This window comes from Granulicella aggregans (assembly GCF_025685565.1).
Taxonomy (GTDB): Bacteria; Acidobacteriota; Terriglobia; order Terriglobales; family Acidobacteriaceae; genus Edaphobacter; species Edaphobacter aggregans_B.
On sequence record NZ_JAGSYE010000002.1, the window covers coordinates 458,748 to 484,233 of the forward strand.

The following is a 25,486-nucleotide window of genomic DNA, read 5'->3' on the forward strand; positions in this document are numbered from 1 at the left end:
TGCGGCACGGTTTGATCGGGAAACGGCTTGGGCAGATATCTCGAAGCCAGGGATAAACACCACCACGAGCTTTAATCGATGACGTTCAGGCTAAACCGCCGCTTGTGGATATCGACGACCGCAATCCTGCTGGCAATGGCGATAGGTGCGTCGATTGGATACCTCAGCGGCAGAAGATTCGTCGAGACCACCGCCGAAGCCCGCCTGCAGGAGGAGGCTGCGCCGCTCGCGGAGACCATTCACTCCGTCGTAACCGAGTCTCACGACATCCTCGCCAAGGCGAACGCCCTCAATCTCCCGGCCTGCTCCGATGCGGAGATCGCCCAGCTTCGGCAGTTGATCTATCACTCCGCCAACTTCCGTGAGATCGGCCGCATTCACGATGGAAAGATCCTCTGCTCTGCCCTCTTCGGAAGAGACAATCTCCCCAAAGAACAGTTCAAGCCGACGTTTCACTACCAGGACGGGACAACCCTCTTCAGGGATATGGCGCCCTATAGAGTCGCCGGATCTCCCGTCTTCATTCGCCAGCGAGGCGACTTCTTTGCCGTCGAATCCCCAGAGCTGAGTGGCCGGATTCACGAGATGAGGCGGAACCACGAGGTCTTCTCTTCTGGAGCGATCAATACCTTCTTGCCTTCGGCCGTTGGTAAATCGAAGAAGCTCCCTGGCGCGATCATCGATCGGGAGTCGCAGGGACGCATCGGCGACACAATCTACGCTACACACTGCATCGCCAACGCCACCGGCCCCAGCCAGATCGACTGTGCCACATCCTTCGGATCGTTCGCGAGCTATCGAAGGGCGCAACGGGGATTGCTGATCCTCTATGCCATGAGCATCGGCCTCTTCCTGGGCCTCGTCAGCGCGCTTCTACTGCTGCTGCACTCACGCCGGCGCAGCATGCCTCATCAACTGATCAAAGCAATCCGCCAGGATCGGCTGCACTTCGTCTATCAGCCCATCGTCGACCTCTCCAGCGGCCGTATTGTGGCCGCCGAGACGCTCGCCCGCTGGCGAGATGATGACGGCCTTCAGATTGGCCCGGACATCTTCATTCGTCTCGCGGAAGAGAGGGGACTCGCGCTCGAAGTCGCCCGGCTGGCCCTGCGCCATACGTTGCTCGACTTCGCGGACACGCTACGGAGCGACGACACCGAATTCCGCATCCACATCAACCTCACAGCCAGCGATCTCGCGGACCCGGCACTGTTGCCCATGCTCGGACAGTCATTAGCCGCTGCGGGAGTCGCGCCACACAAGCTAGTGCTCGAACTCACGGAGAGCGCGACGGCCCGACACAGCATCGCGATTGAAGCCGTGCACCGGCTCCGCGAGCGCGGCCATAGCGTTCAGATCGACGACTTCGGGACCGGCTACTCAAGCCTCGCCTATCTGAAAGACCTCGACGTGGACGCCATCAAGATCGATAAGGCGTTCACCCAGTCGATCGGCACGGATTCTGTTACCGGAGTGATTCTTCCGCAGATTCTTACGATGGCTTCGGGCCTCGGCCTACTCGTGATCGCCGAAGGTATCGAGATACCGGAGCAGGCAGCGTACTTCGCAGGGTTTGACTTGCCTGTTATGGGCCAGGGATGGCTGTTTGGCAAGCCGCAGGCTCCCGGCGAATTCCTGCTCGCGCTCGCATCCCAGGAAGAACAACGAGTGACTCTGCCGGTTACGAACAACGCCTGATCTCCAGTCAGACTGTGACGCGGGAGAGACACGAACGATCGGAGCGCCCGACCATGTGCCGCAACATCAAAATGCTCTTCAACTTCGACCCACCCGTCACGGACAGCGAAGTCCACGCCGCGTCCCTGCAGTTTGTCCGCAAGATCAGCGGGATTAATAAGCCATCCAAGGTAAACGAAGCGCCCTTTCTTGCCGCGATCGATGCCATCGCTGGAATCTCCACCGAATTCCTGCATTCGCTTGAGACGAATGCACCACCTAAGAACCGCGAAGCAGAAGCGGCAAAGTTGAAGGCGAGAAGCGTGAAACGGTTCGGAAGCTAGGCCAGCTCAGCGGCACCTCTCCACAAGACCTCATTATTTGACAGTGCTACGCGCTGCTCTCTACCCTTTCGTCTCGTAATCTGTTTCCCTGTAGAAATCATCGCGCCGACTCTCGCACCCAGAGGAAACCCCTGCATGCCTTTTAGAGAACCTTTCCTGGTATTCCTCTTTGCCGGCTCCGCGCTCGTCTTGCAGGCGCAGGCACCACCGCCAACGGCAAAGCGCACCTCTGAAGTCGTCACGGGCATTCCCGCCAACTACGATGAGGCGAAGGTCGGCACCTACACCCTGCCTGACGCGCTCACGCTTAACAACGGCAGTCACTTCAACGACCCCCATATCTGGTACCTCCAGCGCCGTCAGGAGATCGTCAAACTCTTTGAGGTCCAGCAATATGGTCAAGCTCCCGGCCGCCCTCCCGGTGAGAACTTCGAGATCGTCGACAAGGGAACACCTGCGCTCAACGGGAAGGCCATCCGCAAACAGGTCACCATCTACCTCAACAAGGAGAAGACCGGTCCAGCGATCGATCTCCTGATCTATCTCCCCGCGAACGCGACCAAGCCAGTGCCGATGTTCTTCAGCATCAACTTCGGTGCCGTTCAGAATGCGGTCGATGATCCCGGCATCATCCCCGAGAAGGTCTGGGACCCCAAGACCAACACGCGCATAGTGCCACCGTCACCACCGCCAGGCCATAACTTCGGCCACATCGACGCAGAAGCCTTGATAGCCGTCGGCTTCGGCGTAGCCACCTACTATTACGGCGACATCGACCCAGACTATCCCGAAGGTTTCTCGAACGGCATTCGCGCCCGCTACCAGAGACCCGGCCAGACAGATCGCGCCCCGGATGACTGGGGTGCGGTCGCAGCCTGGGCATGGGGCATGAGCCGCGTTCAGGACTACTTCGAGACCGACAAGAGCATCGACGCCAAACGCGTCGCCATCCACGGCATCTCCCGCCTGGGCAAGACCGTCATGTGGGCCGGAGCGCATGATCAGCGCTTCGCCGCCGTCATCGCAAGCTGCTCCGGTGAAGGCGGCGCAGCGCTCAGTCATCGGAACTACGGCGAAACCATCGCCAACCTGACGGACCCCACTCGCTTCTCCTACCAATTCGCTCCAAACTATGCGAAGTACGGCGGCTTCCCCGACAAAGCGCCTATGGACGCCAATCTCCTCATCGCATTGATCGCTCCTCGTCCTCTGCTCTTACAGACCGGCAGCACCGACGACTGGTCCGATCCCAAAGGCGAGTTCCTGGCCGAAGTCGCCGCTGGCCCGGTCTACAAGCTGCTCGGAAAAGAAGACCTTGGCACGGACGTCTGGCCCGCTGCCGGTCAGCCGATCCTCCACGACCTCAGCTACTTCATGCACGATGGCGGCCACGGCATGGTCCCCTCGGACTGGGCCATCTACATCGAGTTCCTCAAGAAAAATCTCCATCCGGAAAAGAAAAATCTCCATCCGGAAAAGTGAGCAAAAAGCATCTCTCAAATGCCGCCCCGAATCTCAGTAATCGAGGCCACCTTCATGCTACGTCCCTACTGGTCAGGTCAGATCCAGATCTCTCTCGTCTCCTTCACCGTGAAGTTGTTCGTCGCCACTGAATCCAAAGGCGAGATCCACTTTCACCAGATCAGCCGTAAGACCGGCGAGCGCGTCCGTCACCAGAAGGTCCTCGCCTCTGCGCTCGAACAGTCTCCGGACGAAGCCTCCGACCCCGTCGCCAAGAACGATATCGTCAAGGGCTACGAGTACAGCAAGGGGCAGTATGTCACCATTGAGCCCGAAGAGATCGAACACCTCCGCGTCCCCTCGAAGCACACGGTTGAGGTCACCCAGTTCGTCGACCTGAACGACCTTGCCCCGGAATACCTCGAAAAGCCCTACTTCGTCGTTCCTGAAAACGACCTCCAGACCGAAGCCTTCGCCGTCGTCCGCCGCGCCCTCGAAAAGACAAAGAAAGCCGCCCTCGGCAAGATCGCCTTCGGCGGTCGCGAGCATGTACTCGCCATCACCGCCGCCCCCGACGGAGCAGGCATGATGGCCTACACCATGCGCTACCAGGAAGAACTCCGTGACCCAGCCGAATACTTCCGCGACATCAAGAAAGTGGCGATCAACGAGGACTCGCTCGACCTCGCGGAGACGCTCATCAAGAAGAAGGCCGCGAAGTTCGACCCATCGAAGTTTGTTGATGGCTACGAGGTCGCCCTGAAGGAACTGGTCGAAGCGAAGGTCAACCACGCTCCTATCCCGAAAGATGAAGCTCCCGCGCCCAAGCGCAACAACGTCGTCAACCTCATGGATGCGCTGCGGAAGAGCCTCGACAACAAATCTGCCGACTCCTCCGAGCATGCTCAGAAGAAATCTGCGAAGACGGCGAAGAAAGGCATTGCTTTGGTCAAGGCAACAGAGTCCGTCACGAAGACCGCGGCAAAGCGCAAGTCCGCGTAGCTTTTCACCTGCGGCCGCCGCTCTCCAATCTTGTCATCCTTCGCATGGCCTGTTCACAGCTTCATCGTGAAAAGGCCATGCGGAGGATCTGCTTCACTCCTTACCGCTGCCTGCTCTGAGATACCCGATGACGACAGCAAAGAAAGCCGCCGCTAAAAAGTCCGCAAGGAAAGCGACACCCGCCACCGCCTCTAACGCCGTCGACGAGCAACTGGCGCGCTACCGCTCCATGCGCGACTTCGGCATCACCGCCGAGCCCTCCGGCGGCCCGCAAAAGAAGCAGGCGGCTCTCCCCTTCTGCATTCAGAAACACGCCGCCAGCCATCTCCACTACGACTTCCGCTTGGGCTGGAACGGCGTCCTCAAAAGCTGGGCCGTCGCCAAAGGCCCCAGCTACGTCGTCGCCGACAGACGTCTCGCCGTGCAGGTTGAAGACCACCCCATAGAATACGGCGGCTTCGAAGGCATCATCCCCGCCGGTCAATACGGGGGAGGCACGGTCATGCTCTGGGACCAGGGCACCTGGGAGCCACAAGAAGGACATGATGATGTGGATGCGGGCCTCCGCGACGGCTCACTCAAGTTCATCCTCAAGGGCACCAAGATGCACGGCAAGTGGGCGCTCGTCCGCATGGGCGGCAAGGCCGCGACCGAGCGAAAACCAAACTGGCTCCTCATCAAAGAGCACGATGACTTCGAGCGGCCGCCCGATGCTCCAGCGATCACCGAAGAAGAACCGAACTCCGTCGTCACCAAACGGTCCCTCGAACAGATCGCCGCGCAGGAAGACCACGTTTGGAACTCCAAAGACACGGCCAAAGGCAAAGCCTGGTACCGCCAGGAGAAGAAGTCTTCATCTGCCCGACCGAAGGCCAAGCAAGCCGCGGACAATACAACTTCACAGCTGGTCCGTCGGCTGAACTTCGATCCGATCCTCAAGCACCTCACTCCCGAATCGCAGCCTTTGTTCATCAAGCCCCAGCTAGCTCTCCAGGCCGAAGCCGCGCCCAAAGGACCCGGCTGGCTTCACGAGCTCAAACTCGACGGCTACCGCATCCAGGCCCGCAAGGATGGCGACAGGGTCCAGATGCTCACCCGCAGTGGTCTTGATTGGACCCACCGTATCCCTTCGATCGCAGACGCGGTCCGTACTCTGCCGGCTGAGAAGGCAACCCTCGATGGTGAAGTCGTCGTCCTCTCCGAGAACGGCACCACCAACTTTGCTCAACTCCAGGCCGCCTTCCAGGACGGAGCGAACAATCCCCTCACCTACTTCTGCTTCGACCTTCTCCATCTGAACGGCCACAGCACCCGCGACCGCCATTTAGTCGATCGCAAAGCTCTGTTGGCAGATCTTCTTGATGGCTTAGATACCGAGCTAATCCGCCTCAGCGAGCACATCGAGACCAGCGGCCAGGAGATGTTTCAGCACGCCTGCGCCCTGCACGCCGAAGGCATCATCTCCAAGCGTTCGCAGTCGCAGTATGTCTCGAGCCGCAACGGCGACTGGCTCAAGCTGAAATGCCTGCACGAACAGGAGTTCGTCATCGGCGGCTACACGCTACCCTCGAACGGCATCCACGGCGTCGGCGCTCTGCTCCTCGGCTACTACGAGGATGACAAACTGATCTACGCCGGGCGCACCGGCACCGGCTTCAACCAGAAGACGCACCGCAGCACTCGCGATAAGCTTGACGCTCTCGCAGCATCGCAATCGCCCTTCGCAGAGATCCCATCCGCCGCCCGCAAAGGCGCGAAGTGGGTCAAGCCGAAGCTCGTCGCGCAGGTCCGCTTCGCCACATGGACCGCAGACCTGCAACTACGTCAGGCCGCCTTCCTCGGTCTGCGCGAAGACAAGCCCGCGAAGGAGGTAGTCCGCGAAGAAGCCGCTCCGACACCAAAGCGTTCACGCACGCAACCTGCGAAGGCCGCCACTCACCGCCTCGCTCCCAAAGCCGCCGCGAAGGTCTCACCCGCTAAAGAAGAAGAAAAGGCACCGGTCCGCCTCACCCACCCCGACAAGGTCCTCGACCCCGAATCCGGCCTCACTAAGCAGGCCCTCGCTGATTATTACTGGGCCATAGCCGAAGCCATGCTGCCCCACATTGCCGGCCGCCCGCTCAGCCTCGTGCGCTGCCCCGAAGGCGCAGCCTCCGAGTGCTTCTACCAGAAGCACGTCACCTCGATGCTCCCCAAAGACATCGCGACGGTCATGGTCACAGATAAAAAGTCCGGCAAGCCCGAGCCCTACATCACCTTAGATACCCGCGAGACCCTCGCCGGGCTTGCCCAAATGAGCGTCCTCGAGATCCATCCCTGGGGCTCAAAGAACGATGACCTCGAGCACCCGGACCGCATCGTCATCGACCTCGATCCGGACACCTCGATCGCATGGTCTGTCCTCGCCGAAGCCGCCTCCAACGTCCGCAAACGCCTGAAGCAGCTTGGCCTCGAAAGCTTCCTGAAGACCACCGGTGGCAAAGGCCTCCACATCGTCGCTCCCATCGAGCCCGAACAAGATTGGAAGACCATCAAGGTCTTCGCCCGCAGCCTCGCACTCGCGATGGAGAAAGCCTCTCCTTCGCTTTATCTCTCGAAGATGACGAAGTCCGCTCGCGTGGGAAAGATCTATATCGACTACCTCCGCAACGAACGCGGAGCCACCGCCGTCGCCCCCTACTCACCTCGTGCACGCGCCGGGGTCAACGTGTCCATGCCACTCTCCTGGAAAGAACTTGAAGCGGACGCGCTTCCAAAGTTCAGCGTCACGAATCTTATAGAGTGGAAGCCCCGCCTCAAGAAAGATCCCTGGAAGGGCATCCTCACGCTCCGCCAGAAGCTAACCGCCCAGGCGATCGAATCACTTCGCCCGGCGAAGTAACTCCTCGCCAGAGCCGTCATTCTGAGGCGAAGCCGAAGAATCCCCGCATTTCGCCCGTGCCGCCACCAGACTCCTGGGCCCAAAGAACGAAACGCGGGGATCTTCACTACGTTCAGAATGACGGCCACGATGGTGTGATCTGCCTCGTCTACGTCAGACGCGGCGCATCCAACGCCTTACCCAATTTCATCACCAGGCATTTCGCCGCCCCGCCAGCCCGCAGAAACTCGCTCAACTCCACTTGAACTACCTCAAAATCAAGCGAACTCAGGCGAGCCAATAACTCCTCGCTGATCCGGTTCAAGATAATGGTCGAACCAATATTCACCGCATTGCAGGCAAACCGCACCGCATCCGCCTCCTCCACCACGATCCGACTGTCCTCCGGGTAGAACGCCTCAATCTCCCGCAACGAATCCGCGCCAAACGCCGCAGGATAGTACATCACGTACCCTCCCACCAACGGGGCGAAGCACGTATCCAGGTGATAGAACCGCGGGTCAATCAACTCCAGCCCGACAACCTCCACGCCCCACGCCGCTCGCAGCAAATCGTGGCTCGACTCCAGCGTCCTCGTCCCATACCCCACCCAAAGCCGCGTCCCATCTTCGCTGAAGAGCGCATCGCCTTCGCCTTCAAACGGTGTCTCACGCGCAACGTCCAAGACCTTGTATCCCTGCTCCGCAAACCAGCGTCTAAAGTGCGGCTCCTCTCCCTGCCGCTCCGGATGGAAGAAGCTGCTGATCGCCACCTCGCCGTTATAGAGAAGCCCGGCGTTCGCCGTAAACACCATATCGGGAGAGCCCGGCTGTGGTTCGACCAATAACACGTCGGCCACCTCCGAGACAGCAGCGTATAGGTTCTGCCACTGCTTCATCGCCAGGTCGCGCGACGCGTTATGAACGTTGCCCGTCATCCACGGATTGATCACGTAGTCCACGTCGTAGAGGTGCGGCGCGCACATCAAAAGCTGAGGTCTCGCACTCGAAAGGATGGAAACTGCGTTTATGGCATTGGGGTTCAGGTTGGTTACAGACGTACTCATCTCACATGGCCTCGACCTTGAGCTTGGCAGCCGCCAAATGCCGCGTCAACATGAATGATTATTCGGAAAAAGATGAATATACATGCTTGAAAATCCCATCAAATCGACCAGTTTGTTTCACAACGGCAATGCCCAAAAAGGCACAGCCAATACAGGAAGCCGATAAGTAAACTACTTCAGCTTTGCTTATCCTGCGTTACCAGAGTTATACTCGCGCCACTGAGGGCATGCCCCCGTAGTCGCTCAACCCAGCCGACTCCAGCCCTTCACAACGCAACAAATCGCTGACCGGGCTAACCGCCCTTGGCCCACCTCGCAAGTCTGGTGACCTGCAACTCCTCTTCAAGGAGCTCTTATGTCAACTCACGAAAGCTCAGTGCCGAAGCCTCATCAATCCGGCAGCTGGAACGTCATACGATCCAAGTCGGTGCCTTCCGGGGTAAGCGGATCGCACTCTGTCGCAAAGCCAGACGCTCTCAAAGCGACCGATGAGAGCGTTCTCAACAAAGAAGAGCAGGCTGCTTCAAACACACGCAAGCAGCTCAGGGTGTTTCCGTCGCTCGACCCTGCACTTCTCAAACACTAATCTCCGCACACTAAAAGAAGGCGCCCGCTTGATCTACAAGCGGGCGCTTTCTTTTTGCCTTCAGACACTGTCCTACGGAGTTACAGTCGACGGCGGCAGTTCGTTCCCGTTCTCCTTCTTCTTACCCTTCGAGAACATTCCCAGGAAGGTCTTCAGCAGAACGTATAGCACCGGGATAAACACCAGGTTCAGGATCGTCGACAGGATCATTCCGCCAACGATCGCCGTACCTACCGAGTGCCTTCCATAAGCGCCCGCACCCGTCGCGAAGTAGAGCGGCAACACGCCCAGGATGAACGCGATCGAGGTCATCAGAATCGGCCTCAAGCGAAGCTCCGCCGCCACGATCGCCGCCTCGATGATGCTCTTGCCATGCTCCAGTTGCTGCTCGGCAAACTCGACGATAAGAATCGAGTTCTTCGCCGAGAGACCAATCAGCATGACGAGACCGATCTGCACGTAGACGTCATCTACCAGCCCGCGGAAGGAGACCAGCGACAGCGCTCCAAGGATCGCCATCGGCACCGCCAACAGGATGATGAACGGCAGCGCGAAGCTCTCGTATTGCGCCGCCAACGCAAGGTACACAACCAGCAGACCGAGGCCAAAGATGATGATCGCCTTACCGGAAGACTCGATCTCTTCGAGAGCGATACCGGTCCACGAGTAGCTCATGCCCTGCAGCTTGAACTTGTTGAACAGGGTCACCATGTTCTCAAGCCCCTGCCCGGAGCTAAGCCCCGGAGCCGGCGAACCATCAATCTCCGCCGAACGGAAGAGGTTGTAGTGGTTGATGACCTGCGGACCAGAGGTCTCCGTCACCATCACGAGGTTCTCGAGCGGCACCATCTGATTCGTATTCGACCTGACGTAGTACCCCTTCAGGTCGTTCGCGCTGCGCCGGAACATCTGGTCAGCCTGCACGTACACGCGATACGAACGATTGTTGAAGTCAAAGTCGTTCACATAGCTCGAGCCCATGAAGGTCGACATCGCCGCCGTAATCTGATCGAGCGGCACGCCCATCGTCTTGGCCTTCTCGCGATCAAACGTCACCTGAAGCTGCGGATCGTTCGCGGTGAAGGTCGTGTTGAGCGCGGTCAGCCCTGACCCAGGCGCACGCGACGCGCCGACGATCTGGTGCGCCACGCGATCGATATCGGTGAACGTGTTGCGGCCAGCATCCTGCAGCATGAACTGGAATCCGCCCACAGTTCCGAGACCAGCGATCGCCGGAGGTTCCGCAGCGAACAGGATGCCGCCCGGCACCATGAAGAGCTTCGGCCCGATCCGCGCTACGATCTCTTTCGCGGAGTGTCCAGCGCCCTTCTTCGTGCGCTCGTCGATCGGCTTCAACGGCGCGAAGATCAATCCAGCGTTCGGCGAACTTCCGCCGGCCAGCGAGAAGCCCATGACCGAAAAAGTTCCGAAGACGTCATCGTCCTGCCGCACGAGGTCCGCGCCACGAGCGGCAAACTCCGACGTATACGAGAGCGAAGCTCCCGGAGGCGTCTGCACGATGATCAGGAAATAGCTCTGGTCTTCGGCCGGGATGAACGCCGTTGGCACATGGTTGTACATGTATCCCGTCAGCCCCAGCGACAGGAGGAAGAGCACCAGCACCGCCCAGCGCCACGCAACAACCCACTCTGCAATCTTCGCGTAGACCTTGATCGTCTTCCGGATCAGGGCTTCAATCGGATTCAGAATCAGCCCCAGCAGGCCCGTCGGACGTGACTGCGGTCGAAGCAGAATCGCCGCCAACGCCGGCGACAGCGTAAGCGCGTTGAACGCGGAGATCGCAATCGCGAAGGCAATCGTCAGCGAGAACTGCTTGTACAGAATGCCTGTGGTACCGGGGAAGAAGCTGACCGGCACAAACACGGAGATCAATACCAGCGACGTAGCAATAACGGCACTAGTAACCTCGGCCATCGCGACGCTGGTTGCATGGTGCGCATCGCGGCTCTCGCTGATCTCGCCTCGCTCCACCTCTTCTTCAAGATGTCGCTGGACATTCTCGATGACCACGATCGCGTCGTCAACGACTAGCCCCGTAGCGAGCGTGATTCCGAAGAGCGTCAGCGAGTTGATGGAGAAGCCGAAGATCTTGATGAACGCGAACGTTCCCACGAGCGACACAGGAATCGTCACCGCGGGAATGATAGTTGCGCGCCAGTCCTGGAGGAACAGGAAGATCACGACGATGACGATGATGATTGCCTCAGCCAGCGTCGTCTCAACCTCTTTGATCGAGTCCGACACAACCAGCGTCGAGTCAACCGCAACGACATAGTCCATGCCCGGAGGGAACGACTTCTTCAGCTCCGCGAGGACCGCTTCGCACTGCTGCTTCACCGAAAGGGCATTTGCAGTCGAGAGCTGCTGCACGCCGAGTCCGACTGCGTCGCCGCCCGAGAACTTCAGGTCCGTGTTGTAGTTCTCAGCACCAATCTCTGCGCGCCCCACGTCCTTCAGCAACACGATGCCGTTCGCCGTCGTGCTGTTCTTGATCACGATGTTCTCGAACTGCTTGGCGTCGGCCAAACGCCCCGCAACCCTCACCGCGATCTGGAAGCTCTGCTTTGGGTCGGACGGCGGAATGCCCAACTGTCCGGCGGGAACTTCGATGTTCTGTTCAGCCAGTGCATTCGTCACGTCAAGCGCTGTCAACTGCCGCGCCGCAAGCTTCGCGGGATCGAGCCAGAGACGCATCGCGTACTTACGTTCGCCGAAGATGACCACTGCGCCGACGCCCTTCACGCGCTTGAGAGCATCCGCAACGTACACGTCGAGGTAGTTCGAAATGAAAAGAGGTGAAAGCGAGTGGTCCGGTGAGATGAATCCGATCGCCAGCACGAAGTTTGCATTCGCCTTGGTGATCGAGATGCCGGTGTTATTGACTGCCGCAGGCAGACGGCCCGAGACGGACGACACACGGTTCTGAACGTCTACAGCGGCGATATCCAGATCGTAGCCGGTATCGAATGTCGCGGTAATGGTCGAGGTTCCATCGTTCGAACTCGTTGAGCTGATGTACCGCATCCCCTCGACGCCATTGATCGACTGCTCGAGAATCGTGGTTACGGCCGACTCGACGTCCTTCGAGTTGGCGCCGATGTAGTTGCAGCTCACCACGACCTGCGGAGGCGCAAGGTCCGGATACAGAGAGATAGGCAGCGTCGGGATGCACACCGCTCCGGCCAGCACAATAAGCAGCGCGCAGACCGTAGCGAAGATCGGGCGGCGAATGAAAAAATCTACCAAGTCAAACCTCTAAGTGCGCGTTGTACGTTATTCGTCGTTCGTTGTTCGTAAAATCAGGCCGCGGTGTCCGTATCCAACAAACGAACAACGTGCAACGTAGAACGAACAACGGCCTTCGCTTATCCCAGCGGCTGTACCGGTGCGCCCTCTTGCAGGAACTGGAGACCCGACAGAATCACCTTGTCCCCGGGCTTCAGACCGCTCAGCACCGGATAGGTATTGCCCACCGTATCTCCAAGCGTCACCGCAACCTGATGGGCAGCAAAGCCGCCCTTGCCGCCCGGCGCGGGAGCAGCCACGAAGACGAACGGCTGTCCACCCACGCGAACCACGGCCAGTACCGGCACCGTCGGAGCGGGAGCTGTGCTCCAGGTCACCTTCGCATTCACAAGTTGCTCGTTCCGCAGCGTCTGTGCGGTCCGCGGTATCGGAGCCTTCGCGAGAATGCTCTGCAGACCGTTGTCCACCTGCGGCGAAAGGAAGTTAATCGCAGACTTCACCAGCACCGAACCGTCGTTTCCGAGAATCTCCACCGGCAGACCCATACGCACCTGGCTCGTGCGCTCGGTTGGCAGGTAGATATACGCCTCCAGATCGGCGTTCTCATCCACGGTCGTCAGTACAGTGGTAGGCGATACGTAATCCCCAAGGTGTACCGGGATGTCACCCACGACTCCCGCAAACGGCGCGCGAATCTGGTAGTACTTCAGTTGTTCTTTTTGTGTGCCGGTCAGCGCAACGGAGGACTCGTAGTCGGCCTTCGCATTTTCAAATGCCTGTACCTCCTGGTCGTACGACTGCTTGGACGTCACTCCGGCCTCGTAGAGCTTCTTCTGCCTCTCCACCTCCACCTGGTTGTACAGGTAGAGCGCCTTCTTCTGCGCTTCGGTGCCCTGCTGGCTCTGTACCGTCGCAACCTGCTTCAACGGGTCGATCTGCATGAGCACCTGACCAGCCTTTACGGCCTCGCCGGAGTGTACAAAGATCCTCGTCAGGTTTCCGTCCACCTGCGGCTGCATCGTCGAAGAGCGCCGGCTCTTAATCGTCGCCACGTAGGTGTCGGAGTTCGGGACAGGGTTCAGCGTAACCGGCGCGACCTGCACCGGCGTCGCCTGCATCGCCGGGGGAGCCGCCGGAGCGGGCTTCTTGCAGCCGCTCAGAGTCAGCGCGACGAGCCCCACGCCCAGCGTTACGCCCAGCCTAGCGCCGCGCGCTATTGTTCGGAGAGCTTCGGATGCCTGTGACAATTGCAACTCCTTCATCGTTCTTCTATCCACAAATTCCACGGATTCAGGTCCGTTCAAGGCAATACCCACTCCGATCACAGCCTTGCCCTCGCCGCCGGACATAGCGGCAGGAGATCAGAACCACAAACGTTGCAGGATAAATTTAGACTACGGTCGTTAGATGAGCGTGTCTCTGCGGGGGATGCGTAAATTCTATCCAGTTCAAAACAGAAGGCTTGCGCAGAATTTCAGGCCGTTTATGAAGACGGCGTTTCCGTCGTCGCGAACCGGAACGGATTGAAGTCCTTGTCCCGGTCGAAGACGTCCGCGCCCTCCGCCCGCTTCAGCCAGTTGATCACGAGGTATGTCACCGGCGTCGCAATCACCTCATACGCCACCTTCAACAGATAGCCCGTGTAGATGATCTTGATCAGCGTGGGAATGCTGTACGTCCCGGCAAAGGTTAGGATGATCACGAGCGTCGTATCCACCGCCTGCCCCACCACCGTCGACCCGATCGTCCGCGTCCACAGCTTCCTTCCATTGGTGAGCAGCTTCAACCGCGCCATCGTGTAGGAGTTCGCGAACTCTCCCGCCCAAAACGAGATCAAACTCGCTACAAGAATGCGCGGGATGATCCCGAAGACCGTCGCAAATGCCTTCTGGTTCGGCCACTCCGGAGCCGCCGGCAGCGCGATCACGATGGACGCCACTCCATATAGCAGCGCCGTCCCAAAGAACCCCAGCCAGATCGCCCGCCGCGATGCCGCAAATCCATACACCTCGGTGAAGACGTCGCCGAAGATGTACGTAATCGGGAACAGAATGATCGCGCCGGAGATGTCGAACGGTCCCACCACGCAGACCTTCTGCGCCACCAGGTTCGACACCAGCAGGATCACCACGAACGCCGTCGTAAGCGCGTCGAGATACTTGTAGCTTCGCAGAGAAGTGGCCATGGGGTCTGGCTGCAGGATACTATGCCGCACCTTATCAACACACCCGAGGCTTTGACACAGCCCGCCCGCGTTGATAGCGTGAACCAAGTCACACCCACGCGTCCCCGTCGTCTAGCCGGCCCAGGACACCGCCTTCTCAAGGCGACAACACAAGTTCAAATCTTGTCGGGGACGCCAAATAGAATCAACAGCTTACAAGAACAACCTAATGTAGGATTGGGGTCCTGAAAGGGCACTTTCGAAAAATAGCGTCGACTGACGCTCTGACGCAACTCAAAAGGAAGCCCCTCTCGATCTATCCGAGAGGGGCTTCTTTACGCAGATCTACGCCTACACCTACGCTGACTTCGTGTCGGGCACGACGAACAGGCTGGAGAACTTCTTCAACGCCTCACGCTTCGCCGACTGGTCGGCCTGCTGGTAAATGTCCTGGGTGATGCGACTGGAGGCGTGTCTCAAGAGCTCCTGAACGACCTTCACGTTCTCGCCGGATTGGCTCAGGAAACTTGTAGTTGGTGTCGATGCGCCGATCCTCTGCGGACTTCTCTGCGTTACGACGATGTAACGTGCAACGTTCCAGGGCAGGGTCACGCGCAGGACAAACCGGGACACCTGTGCATGGGTGATGATGTTGATCGGGTAGGTGCCGCTTTCCAGCCACTTGACTACCATGCGGAGGACGATGTTGTTCCCCAAGTCAAGGCTGATGGTGATCCTGTCCGCAAGGCGCATGAACTCGTTAGTCTACTTCGACAGCGCCGCCGCGAACGCCTTGCGCTCATGAGTGAACCGGTCACCTGGCACCGACACCGGCTCAGTGTCTTCCACCGGCTCGTCCTCGTCGTCGAAATCGAAGATCGGCGGAGGGGCTTGGCCACGAGAGGAAGTCAGGGTTGGGCTTTCGTCCTCAGACTCATCCTTACCGCCGCCTTCGTCATCATCGTCGTCGTCCTGCGACCAACCATCATCATCACCCCCATTGTCGTCATCACCGCCCTCGTCGTCAGTGGACGGGCCTGGGTCGTTGTCCGACTCAGGGACGAACTCATCCCAGAGCTCGTTTACGTACCGAAGTAGCCCGAAGTCCACTCCCAAGTTCTTGATCGTGCCATTCATTAGCTTCCCGTAGACCTCGTTGCGGCGCTGCTCCAACCACCACAGAAAGTCGCTCGCATATTGAATGTTGCCCAGATCGATCGCCTTCCGCGCCAGCTCAACGCAGGCCTTGTTCATCGACCGGAGGCCGTTCTTTTCGGACTGGCTGGTCAGAGTAGGATGACCGGCGAAGTAGTGCTGGATGAACCTGAACACTTCGTCCGCATCCTGCTTCGTGACGTTGGTGCCGATAGACTCGCGGGTCGATCGGGAAAAATCGGCGTCATCGGCGAGGACTCGTTCAACTTCGGCCATAGCCTCGGCGGACACCGTCGCCGCTGACGCGGCTTCGCGCGAGTCGAACATGATGCCGTCCCAGACGGAGGGAACAAGGTGCTACACGCAGTGCTTCCAATCATCGTTGGTGCTCCCGTCCTTTCGGGGTGCACCTATGGACCGGCGCTGATAGTTGTTCTTCTCGGGGCAGACGAGGGATAGACCGCGAGCACGACGGCGTCGGCCCTCCCTAGTCAACTCGGTGCGGCGATCCCGGTCGTACGTCTTGGTGATGAAGCCAGCTTCGATCAGGCGACCGAGAGCGTTGCCGATTGCTTTGCGCTCCAGAAGAGACTCGGTCTCCAGAGTCTCCAGCGACGCTCGGCATCCATTCTCAATCCCTCCTGTCGCGATGCTAACCTTTTGCCCATCTTTCGGGCCAGCACCATCAGCAACAAGAGCTCAATATGGCCAAGGCCAGCTTCCCGGACAAAGTCGCGCAGTCAATGGGCCTGCTTTACCCGCCCCATGTTGAAGTCACCGTCCATGTAGATCGCTTCCCTGATGGCCCCAAACGGGGAGATTTAGGGGCCGGTTGCGATCGAAATGACGCCCAGCGCAACCGGCCCTTAGGGGTCTAATATCCAGGCGCTGGGTGATTACCCGGTTATTCTTATTTTTTTACTTTCTGATTTGCAGCAAAAGCACTTGTGCTCAGGGCATATGTACCTGTACTGAGAGCCTATGTACTTGTGCCCAGAGTCCCACTAAGTAGTAGGAGTGTCTATCGACACGTTAAGGTTATTAAGGTTAGACGCAAGAGCAACGACAACAGCAAGAACAAGAACGCTCAGGATCTCCACGCGGCCATCGCTGGCTTCCGCACCATATCCGCAGATCAGACCTCTCCCTGGAGCGTCGTCTCGCGATACCTCGTCGCCCGCACCCTCATTCGCGAGACCGCACAGGACGCTCACCTTGCCATCGTCTCGACCACGGCCCCGGGAGCTCCGGCCCCACGAAATCCGCCTCGGTCCTGGCCGCGCGGCTAACTGAGCACGACAGCGTTGGAGACCATAGGCAAGATGACTGCAGGTGCAAGGCGGCCGGTCCAGTTGAAGAGCAGGGTGTTGGCGATGCGTACTAGCCCGATTGGAACCCACAACAAAGGGTTGTGGTAGATGGCTAAGAAGGCGTCGCTGCCCAGGACAGCCTGCCAGCCTCCCCACTCGTTCGTCAAACAACACAAAGTCTCCCGATCACAACCATCCCTTCGCCCGCGCCATTCGGGCTGCCTCAGTACGATTGTGCGCCCCCAGCTTCGAGATCGCCTCCGAGAGGTAATTCCTCACCGTCCCGTCCGACAGCCGGAGGGACCGTGCCAGATCTGCCGTGCTCTCGCCTTCACCCGCCCGCCGCAATATCTCGCGCTCGCGATCGCTCAGCGGATCTACCTCCCCGCTCCACGCTTCAGCTGCCAGTTCAGGGTCCACCACACGGAGTCCGCGATATACGCGCCGAACTGCATCAGCCAACTCAGTTGATGGCCTGTCCTTCAACAAATACCCCAGCGCTCCCGCGTCTAGGGCCCGCCTCAGATACCCCGGTCTCGCGAAGGTCGTCAGGATCAGCACCCGCGTCGCCGGATAAAGTTCCCGCACTCGTCCGGCAAGCTCTAGCCCGGTCAGCTTTGGCATCTCGATGTCCGTGACCAGAACCCCCGGCCGGTGCCTCCCAATCGCTCGCAGCGCCTCTTCGCCATCGTTCGCCGCAGCAACTACTTCGATATCGGGTTCGATCCCCAGCAGCACGGCCAGCGCTCCCTGCACCATCCCCTGGTCCTCGGCTAAGACCACCTGGATCTCCTTAGCAGGCTTTCCCTGAGCGGCATTCATGCTTGCACCGGTCCTTCGGACACCGCACCGAAGGCGGCGTCGTCTCGCTCCACTCGCGGCCTCGCCGCATCCGCCGACACTCCGGATACCACGCGCAACGTCGCCACCAGCCGAGTGCCTCCGCTGACCGCCCGCTCCCGCAGCAAACTTCCTCCTAACACTGTCAACCGTTCGCGCATCCCCCGCAGACCGTTTCCCTCAGCCTTCAACTCCCCCGATCCATCGTCCTCAATGCTCATCGTCACCACATCGCCCTCGCGGCGCACTTCTAAGCGGCATGTGGTTGCTCCCGCATGACGGATCGCGTTGGTCACCGCCTCCCTCAACACAAGGCATAGCGTGTTTGTCGCCGGCTCCGGAAGCACCATGAACTCCATCTCCGTCCTCAATTCCACCCCCGCGCTCGTCAGCGATCGCCGCGCCCGCGCCACCTCCGCCGCCAGCCCTTCCGCGCGATATCCCGTCACCGCCTCGCGAATCTCAGCTAGCGCTTTGCGAGCCGTATCCTGCACCTCGGCAATCTCGCGGTGCGCCAGCTCCGGCTCAATGTCGAACAGCCGGTTCGCTACATCGCTCTTCAGCGCGATCACAGTCAGCGTGTGTCCCAGCAGGTCGTGCAGATCACGTGCGATCCGCTCCCGCTCGGCTACCTGGGTCAGATGCTCGATCTCAAGGTTCGCTCGCTCCAATTGCTCGCTCGCCATCACATGCCGCGCGTAGGCGAAGTTACTAAGCCCGATCGCTACTGTGTAAAAGATGACGCTCTCAGCAATCGCAATATCGCGATGGAGCAACGCGGTCTCGACCAAAACTCCAATCGCCTGCGCCGCCGCAATCACTCCAAATCTCCAGAGTGCCGCAAACATTCTTGTCTGGCACAGAAAGAAGACGCTCATCACCACAGGAAAAACAAACTCACCCGCTGCACTCCGGTTGAACGGGTAATTCAGATAACCCAGCGCGAACATCACCGCAAGCCACTCGAGACGCGGCGGCTCGTTGTCCCGGAACATCTTGTAGTAGGCCAGGAGGAACGTCGCATAGAATAGGGCAAACCCGCACCATCCCAGCACTGTGTGCCGGTACCATGGCGAGATAAACCAGAACACCGTGTAGAGCAGCGGGGGCCACCGGAACATCCATTGGTGTTGCGCCGAGATAGATGCCCGCAGGGTCCGGCCGCTCAGTTCTCCGAGTTCCACCGCGTCAGTAGCGCCTTGGCGATCCATAATGACTTTCATCATCTCGCGAATACAGCCGATCCAGAAACTCCCACCCATCATTCCAGACGTATGACACTTGTCATATGACACGTGTCACACAACCATCCTGATACTCCGCACTTAGTTTCGCCGCCGATCTCCCGCAACATAGCTCCTGTAACCCACAGGAGCTCCCGATGCCAACCCGGAACTTCATCGCCGCCGCTATCCTGGTCTCCGGTGTTCTCTCGCTGGGGACCGCCGCCGCTCAGTCCGCATGCCGCGAGCACTTCAGCATCGCCACCGGCCAGGTCATGGACAGCACCGGTGCGCTCATCGCCGACGCGACCCTCAAAATCAACGGAAGCGTTGAGATTCTCCACACAACGCGCGACGGCCGCTTCACCACCGCCTGCCTTCCCGACGGCACCTACAGCGTCACCATCGACGCCGACGGCTTCGAGACCGCTACCCATAGTCTTGAGGTGGGCCCAGGTGCTCGCGCGTTCTCCGTCCGCCTCAAGGTTCTCACCGTCAACACCGAGGTCGACGCCGCCCCCGACAGCTCCGGTGTCTCGAGCGAAGACATCGCCGGTTCCCGCACCCTCAAGACTGTTGACATCTCCCAGCTCGCCGACGATCCAGACGAGTTCAGCCGCCAGCTCCAGGTTCTCGCCGCAGCCGCTGGTGGCGCTCCCGGCGCGGCTATTGTTACTGTCGATGGCTTCCAGAACGGGGGCCAGATTCCCCCCAAGTCAGCAATCGCCTTCATCCGCGTCAACCCTGACCTCTTCTCCGCCGAGTACGCCCGCCCCCCATACCGAGGCGGGCGCGTCGAGATCTATACCAAACCCGGCCAGTCGAAGTTCCACGGCGCTCTGTTCACCACCCAGTCCGCCGGCTTCATGAACGCCGAAGACCCGTTCTCGCCCAGCCGTGCCGCCATCGGCAAGCAGCGCTACGGCTTCGAACTGAGCGGCCCCATCGCGAAGAACCGCAGCGACTTTGCTCTCGCCCTCGAACATCGCCAGATCAGCCAGTTCGCCGTCGTCGACGCCGTTACCCTCAACTCGTCGGGCACTGAAACTCCCGTCTCCGCCAACGTCGCCGCCCCGCGCTCGCTCTGGGAGGCCAGCGCTCGCTTCGGCTATCTCCTAAGCCCCAAGAACAACCTCACGGCAACCTACACCGCCAACGTCAACGGACTCTCGAACCAGGGCGTGGGCGGCAACGTCCTCGCCGAGGCCGGCTACAACACCAATCAATCCGAACAGGTCTTCCAGGTCTCTAACCTCCAAACTCTCTCAGCCACTCTCGTCCACGAGACCCGCGTCGGCTACACCTGGCGCTATCGCACCGACACGCCCATCTCCACGGCTCCATCGTTACAGGTCGGCGGCGCGTTCATCGGCGGCGGCGTCACCACGGGCTACCTCCGCTCCCACGAGCGCGACCTCGAAGTCGACGACGACATCATGTGCACCTATGGCAAACACAGCCTCAAGGCCGGCCTCGAACTGCTCGACACCTCGCTCAACGACACCCAGCCCGCCGGCTTCAACGGCACCTACATCTTCGGCGGCGGCGCCGCTCCCGCGCTCGATGGCTCCGGCACCTCCACCATTACCGGCCTCGAACAGTACCGCCGCACCCTGCTCAACCTTCCCGGCGGCACACCCACTCAGTTCAACATCACCACGGGAACACCCGCTGTCTCGCTGAACCAGCTTCAGGCCGTCCTATACGCTCAGGACCAGTGGAAGCTTCGCCCCCGCCTTCAGCTCTCACTTGGCCTGCGCTGGGCCATGCAGAACAACCCCACCACCATCGGGAACGCAGGGCCGCGTCTCGGCCTCGCCTGGTCGCCTGACCGCAAGCAGAAGACCGTCTTTCACCTCCGCTCCGGCCTCTTCTACGGTGTCGTCGATCCCCAGACTGTCCTCGCCGACCGCCAGCTCAACGGCACCATCCAGACCCAGTTCCAGATCAACAATCCCGCCTATGGCTCCCCTCTCAACACCGGCACTTCAACCATTACCACCCTCCGCGCTCCACTGCCCGGCCTTACCCAGGTTCCGTCCCTGCAATCTCATCTCGGCGTCGAGCACGACTTCCCCCGCCACTGGCACGTTCAGAGCAACCTGTACCTCGTCCACGCCTGGGACATCACGCGTTCCCGCAACATCAACCCACCGCTAGGCGACTCACCCACTGGCACGCGCCCCATTCAGCCCAACCTGAACCTCTTCCAGTTCCAGCAGACCGGCCGCCTCGGCGGCAACGTCCTCTTCGTCGGCGTCGACCAGCACAGCCTCAAGAAGCTCCAGATCTTCGCCGGCTACGTCCGCATGGATCTTCGCGGCAACGCCGACTCCGACACCTTCTTCCCCCAGAACGGTCTCTCCGGCAGCGGCGAACTCGCCCGCCCCTCATGGGAGGCCACGCACCAGCTCATCGCCTTCACCAACTACGTCCTCCCTCGCGGCGCGAACCTCTCCTTCCAGTTCAACGCCGCCTCCGGCCTTCCCTACAACGTCACCACCGGCTTCGACAACAACGGCGATGGTGTGTTCAACGACCGCCCCGTCTACGCCGTAGCATCGAGCGCCACCGTCTACAACACCGCCTTCGGCTCCCTCTCACCCACTGGCACCGGCGCCTTCCTCGGCCGCAATGCCGGCACGCTTCCTTGGAACGTCCATCTCGACACCAACCTCAGCCGCACCTTCAAGCTCCCTCACTCAACCGGCAAAGAAGGCCAGTCGCTCGCAATCAATCTGCGCTCGACGAACCTGCTCAACCACAACAACGTCCTCGCCGTCGGCGGTGTCCTCGGCTCTCCTCTCTTCGGCCAGGCCTATCAATCCGACCCCGGTCGCCGCGTCGAAGCCGGCCTCCGCTGGAGCTTCTAAAGCGCCGTCTCAAAGCGCTAAGAAACCACACGAGCGACCCATTTCAACACTCAACCGCACTCCAAACGAAGACCAAGGAGCCCACCATGAAACGCCTCGCCGCCACCCTCGCCACCGCGTCCCTCGTTCTCGCCTCCACCACCCCTATCGACGCTCTTCAAGCCCAAGCACCCGCGCCCGAAGCCTCAACAGCCCCGATCGCTCCGCCCATGCTCCCTATCATGACCAGCTACCGCTATTGGCCCGTGCAGTTCGTGCAGTTCGTCGGCCCCGAACTTCCGTATTCCATGATCGAGCTCGACGTCGACCCTGCCAACGCTAAGCACCCACTGCTCTATGTCACCCTCACCGACCGTGCGACGAGCAAGCGCATCCATTACGCCAGCGACGAAGGGCTTATCGCCTCCGCCACCGCACAGGGGGAAGAAGCCCACAAGACCGCGCTCGCCTTCGAGCAGGCCGATACCGAGAACGTCGGCAGCATCTCCACCCTGCGCTTCGCCATGGCCGACGGCAAGCCCCTGGAGTGGCGCTTCGTCCAGGGCTCCGACATCTCAGAACAAGGCAGCGGCCTCACTGCCCTCGCCGAGTCTAAGATCCCCATCTTCGCCTACCGCGAACTCGGCGCCCTTGCCGGGGAAGGCACCGCACTCCAGGTCGGCACCACAGTTAGCGTCGCCTCTGTCTGGAGCGAGTACAGCCACCCGCCCTACTTCATCCCTTACCACGGTGCCGAGACCGAGAGCGCTCACACCCTCGTCTTCATCCCAGGCCAGCAGACCTGGACAACCATCTCCGCCCCCGCCGCACTGACGGCCGGCGCAACCTGGGAGCTCGACGACGAGCACGGCAATCATCGCTCCATCCACATCGACAAGGTTGACGGGCCAAACCTCACAGTCACCTCTACTGACCGCTTCTCTCCCTCGGTCCACTGCACGCTCGACGTTACCCGTACCGGCGACATCTGGGCGATCAACCGCGTCCACTTCTCACCCATCCGCGACGGCGAAAAGCATGCCCTCACCCTTCAATTCACCACCCCGCTCACGCCGACAGCCGACCACGTCGAAGTCTCACTCCTGGTCGGCAAGAAGAAGACCATCGCCACCGGCCTCATCACCGCAGCCGACACCCCCGACCACGCCCCGGCTCTTACCTTCTCCACGCCCACATGGCTCGCCGGAAAGAAGATGACCGAAGTCAGCACCGCCAGCAGCGGCACGGTGACACTTACCTCCCATCCGTTATAGTCGCGGTGTGTGAATAGTCCCCTTATAGAGGGGCGTGGCATCACAAATTGAACCCGAAATTGAGAAAGTAGAAAAGAAAAGGAACTTCTTGCAGAGAGAGGACTGCGAGTGGCGCAGAGTCGACGCAAGTAGTGTCCGGAGGTCATCGCTATTCCACCCAGCACGAACGCCATCACGATGTTTGCTGTTTCTCCTGTCCAGTGTGTGACGCTGCCGTCAAGAAGAAGGCCGCGCCCCTCTTGCTCTCAACATAATCGAGAGTTCTTAGGACTGGACACTGGGTGTCACACTCCGACAGTTCGAGTGACGGCAATCAGGCTGATGTCGTCTTCCTGGCCGAAACTTTGTGCGGCATCTGCAAGTGCCTTTACCGCACCGTTGTTCCGGAGTAGTTCAGCGACGCGCTCGAAACCGAACAACTCTCCCTTCTCGTTCGTCGCTTCGAGGATGCCGTCGGAGACCATGACCAGCTTGTCGTCGTCGGCGAGAGTGAAGTGCATGACGGAGAACTCCGCTCCGTCGATCATGCCGAGCGGGAGAGCGCCTTCCATGTCGAGCGGCTTGCCGTTGAGATAAGGCGGCAGATGACCGGCGTTGGCGAGGGTGCACGTTCCGTCGGCGGCAATGCTGAGTGCAAGGCAGGTCGCCTGCGAGGCGTCGCGTCCGATGAGGCGTCGGTTGAGAGCTTCGAGGACGACGAGTGGACCGGAGTTCAGTTCCGCCGTGCTCCGGATGGCGCCGATGAGCAGGGCGACGGTCATGCCGGCCTGGAGGCCTTTGCCGGTGACGTCTCCGGCGACGATGAGGGTGCTTCCGGCCCCGTCGCTTCCGTCCGCAGGGTGCGGGATGATCTGGAAGAAGTCGCCGCCAATCTGGCGGGCGGCGCGGTACTCGGTTTCGATCAGCAGGCCGGGGTAGACGGTGCGGGACTCTGGAAGGATGACCTGCTGGACCTCGGCGGCCTGCTGGATGTCGAGCGCCTGCTGGCGCTGCAGGCGCAGCGAGACGAACAGGCGCCGGAGCAGGAGGAAGAAGAGAGCGAGAACCAGCAGAAGTTGCGCCGCCGCGCCAAGGGTAAACTGCATCCCGAAGGGAAACCAGGCGTGCCGGATATGAAGGCCACCTAGTTCAGCCTGGAACGTTGCAACGTCGAGCACGAGGACGGCAGGAAGGGCGACCCATCCCTCGCGTCCCTGTTGGCGCACTCCGAGAACGACGACCAGCACCAGCAAGGCGAGAAAGCCCAGCCTGGCAGCCACCGAGAGCAGATGGAACTTGACCGCTAACGGGTGCGGGACGAGGCCAACGACGATTTCTTCGCCGAGAAAGTCGCCGGCCATGTAGAGCAGCGTCAGCAGAACCACAGCCTTCGGCAGCCAGACCGGCCGCTTCAACTGGAACCAGACCCACCAGACCATTAACCAGATGGCGAGGAGGAGCGGGAAGAAGAGACCGTTCACCAATAGGTTCAACGTCACCTGGTTGATGAACTGGCTGAGGGTGCCGACTGTCTGAATGCTCATGTTACAGGCCGAGATCGCATAAACTATCGCGATCCAGTAGTAGACCTTGTCGGAGCGGTCGAAGATGGAGAGGCTGATGGATAGCACCATCAGCAGGCAGTAGAAAAGAACCTCGATGATGCTTATCGCCTGGAAGCGAACCTGTTCCAGCCAGCGGACCTGATAGCCGGCGGAGACCGCGCCTGCGTGGCCCAGGAGCGGAGCGGCATGGAAGCCGCCCGCGGCCGGTGCATATATGAGCGTGGCTGGTTCCATCCAGAGGCGGAAGGCGAGCACCTCGGTGCCATCGGCATTAGAAGCTCTATCTGAGGATGGGAGGGGGAAGAGCGTCGGCTGGCTGTAATAGACGCTGGGATGGCTGGTGGAGAAGTCACCGAAGCTACCCAGCAGGGTTCCGTTGGCGAAGACTTGGAAGCCGTCGTCCACATCGCTCGGCCCGGCGAGGGCGAGCTTTGTGCCGGCAAGGCTCTCTACCTTAACCCGGATACGGTACCAGGCATAGCCGGAGTAGCCTGGATGGCCGTGGGCTGTCCATCCAGGGACATAGCCTGAGAAGCCTACGACGGGGTCGAAGGAGCCGTTGGGCGGGGTGAGGTCGACGGTCTCCCAGTGGGAGTCGTCGAAGCCGGGCTTGGCCCATAGCGGTTGGTGCGTGGCGGGGTCGAGCGGCGAGTCGCCGATGCTGAACTTGTACGCCCCGTTCAGCGGAAAGATGGATTGGCCGAGGGTGATGTGGTCGACGCCGTCCGATGGCTCAGCGGGCTTGGGCGCGGGCGATTGCGCGAGGGTGGTGAGGCAGAGGAGAGACAGAAAAAGAACAGAGAGTTGCTTCAGTGTGGGACGGGCGAACTCGTTCAAGGGGCTTGATCCTCATCCGTACTA

18 protein-coding genes and 1 tRNA gene are annotated in these 25,486 nt (G+C 60.3%); 9 read left to right on the forward strand and 10 right to left on the reverse strand.

Annotated features, from left to right (window positions below; all coding sequences use genetic code 11):
• The first annotated feature begins 78 nt into the window (after positions 1-78).
• The 5 genes from OHL18_RS11440 to ligD all read left to right on the forward strand — a co-directional run bounded on the left by OHL18_RS11440 (position 79) and on the right by ligD (position 7,365).
• Entirely contained in the window at positions 79-1,698 is a 1,620-nt protein-coding gene (locus tag OHL18_RS11440; protein ID WP_263374985.1) for an EAL domain-containing protein, read from the forward strand.
• Positions 1,699-1,751: 53 nt separating this feature from the next.
• Positions 1,752-2,021 (forward strand): DUF2277 domain-containing protein, encoded by a 270-nt coding sequence (locus OHL18_RS11445; protein ID WP_263374986.1) that lies wholly within the window; start codon positions 1,752-1,754, stop codon positions 2,019-2,021.
• A 135-nt stretch (positions 2,022-2,156) separates the two neighbouring features.
• Complete coding sequence (locus tag OHL18_RS11450; protein ID WP_263374987.1) at positions 2,157-3,503, forward strand: alpha/beta hydrolase family protein; 1,347 nt, start codon at positions 2,157-2,159, stop codon at positions 3,501-3,503.
• A gap of 18 nt (positions 3,504-3,521) precedes the next feature.
• Positions 3,522-4,484, forward strand: a complete 963-nt coding sequence (ku, locus tag OHL18_RS11455; RefSeq protein WP_317890489.1) for a non-homologous end joining protein Ku — start codon at positions 3,522-3,524, stop codon at positions 4,482-4,484.
• A gap of 127 nt (positions 4,485-4,611) precedes the next feature.
• Positions 4,612-7,365, forward strand: a complete 2,754-nt coding sequence (gene ligD, locus OHL18_RS11460) for a DNA ligase D (RefSeq protein ID WP_263374988.1) — start codon at positions 4,612-4,614, stop codon at positions 7,363-7,365.
• 148 nt (positions 7,366-7,513) lie between these two features.
• On the opposite strand, the gene OHL18_RS11465 is transcribed toward ligD, so the two are convergent.
• On the reverse strand, positions 7,514-8,410 hold the full coding sequence (locus OHL18_RS11465; protein ID WP_263374989.1) for a dimethylarginine dimethylaminohydrolase family protein: 897 nt from the start codon (positions 8,408-8,410) through the stop codon (positions 7,514-7,516).
• Positions 8,411-8,765: 355 nt separating this feature from the next.
• Here OHL18_RS11465 and OHL18_RS11470 point away from each other — a divergent pair, with 355 nt between their 5' ends.
• Positions 8,766-8,996 (forward strand): hypothetical protein, encoded by a 231-nt coding sequence (locus OHL18_RS11470; RefSeq protein WP_263374990.1) that lies wholly within the window; start codon positions 8,766-8,768, stop codon positions 8,994-8,996.
• A 72-nt stretch (positions 8,997-9,068) separates the two neighbouring features.
• Here the strand turns inward: OHL18_RS11470 and OHL18_RS11475 are convergent, their stop codons facing one another.
• The 3 genes from OHL18_RS11475 to OHL18_RS11485 all read right to left on the reverse strand — a co-directional run bounded on the left by OHL18_RS11475 (position 9,069) and on the right by OHL18_RS11485 (position 14,448).
• Positions 9,069-12,263: an efflux RND transporter permease subunit gene (locus OHL18_RS11475; RefSeq protein WP_263374991.1), complete on the reverse strand. Its 3,195-nt coding sequence runs from the start codon at positions 12,261-12,263 to the stop codon at positions 9,069-9,071.
• Positions 12,264-12,382: 119 nt separating this feature from the next.
• Positions 12,383-13,510, reverse strand: coding sequence for an efflux RND transporter periplasmic adaptor subunit (locus OHL18_RS11480; protein WP_317890490.1), 1,128 nt, complete (start codon positions 13,508-13,510; stop codon positions 12,383-12,385).
• Positions 13,511-13,746: 236 nt separating this feature from the next.
• Positions 13,747-14,448 (reverse strand): queuosine precursor transporter, encoded by a 702-nt coding sequence (locus OHL18_RS11485; protein WP_263374992.1) that lies wholly within the window; start codon positions 14,446-14,448, stop codon positions 13,747-13,749.
• Positions 14,449-14,548: 100 nt separating this feature from the next.
• On the opposite strand from OHL18_RS11485, the gene OHL18_RS11490 reads away from it, so the two are divergent.
• Positions 14,549-14,625 (forward strand) — tRNA-Glu (locus OHL18_RS11490).
• Positions 14,626-14,784: 159 nt separating this feature from the next.
• Here OHL18_RS11490 and OHL18_RS11495 read toward each other — a convergent pair.
• The 5 genes from OHL18_RS11495 to OHL18_RS11515 form a co-directional block, all read right to left on the reverse strand.
• Positions 14,785-15,180, reverse strand: coding sequence for a hypothetical protein (locus tag OHL18_RS11495; protein WP_263374993.1), 396 nt, complete (start codon positions 15,178-15,180; stop codon positions 14,785-14,787).
• 12 nt (positions 15,181-15,192) lie between these two features.
• Positions 15,193-15,909 (reverse strand): hypothetical protein, encoded by a 717-nt coding sequence (locus OHL18_RS11500; RefSeq protein WP_263374994.1) that lies wholly within the window; start codon positions 15,907-15,909, stop codon positions 15,193-15,195.
• A gap of 958 nt (positions 15,910-16,867) precedes the next feature.
• Entirely contained in the window at positions 16,868-17,059 is a 192-nt protein-coding gene (locus OHL18_RS11505; RefSeq protein ID WP_263374995.1) for a CPBP family glutamic-type intramembrane protease, read from the reverse strand.
• Positions 17,060-17,078: 19 nt separating this feature from the next.
• Positions 17,079-17,714, reverse strand: a complete 636-nt coding sequence (locus OHL18_RS11510) for a response regulator transcription factor (RefSeq protein ID WP_263374996.1) — start codon at positions 17,712-17,714, stop codon at positions 17,079-17,081.
• Positions 17,711-18,943 carry a sensor histidine kinase gene (locus OHL18_RS11515; protein ID WP_263374997.1) on the reverse strand — a complete coding sequence of 411 codons (1,233 nt, stop codon included), beginning with the start codon at positions 18,941-18,943 and terminating at the stop codon, positions 17,711-17,713. Before OHL18_RS11515 ends, OHL18_RS11510 begins: the two co-directional genes overlap by 4 nt.
• A 170-nt stretch (positions 18,944-19,113) precedes the next feature.
• Between OHL18_RS11515 and OHL18_RS11520 the strand changes: the two genes are divergently transcribed.
• Positions 19,114-21,828: a carboxypeptidase regulatory-like domain-containing protein gene (locus tag OHL18_RS11520; protein WP_263374998.1), complete on the forward strand. Its 2,715-nt coding sequence runs from the start codon at positions 19,114-19,116 to the stop codon at positions 21,826-21,828.
• Positions 21,829-21,914: 86 nt separating this feature from the next.
• Entirely contained in the window at positions 21,915-23,081 is a 1,167-nt protein-coding gene (locus tag OHL18_RS11525; RefSeq protein WP_263374999.1) for a hypothetical protein, read from the forward strand.
• A gap of 284 nt (positions 23,082-23,365) precedes the next feature.
• Here the strand turns inward: OHL18_RS11525 and OHL18_RS11530 are convergent, their stop codons facing one another.
• Complete coding sequence (locus OHL18_RS11530; protein ID WP_263375000.1) at positions 23,366-25,462, reverse strand: PP2C family protein-serine/threonine phosphatase; 2,097 nt, start codon at positions 25,460-25,462, stop codon at positions 23,366-23,368.
• Between the last annotated feature and the right edge of the window lie 24 nt (positions 25,463-25,486).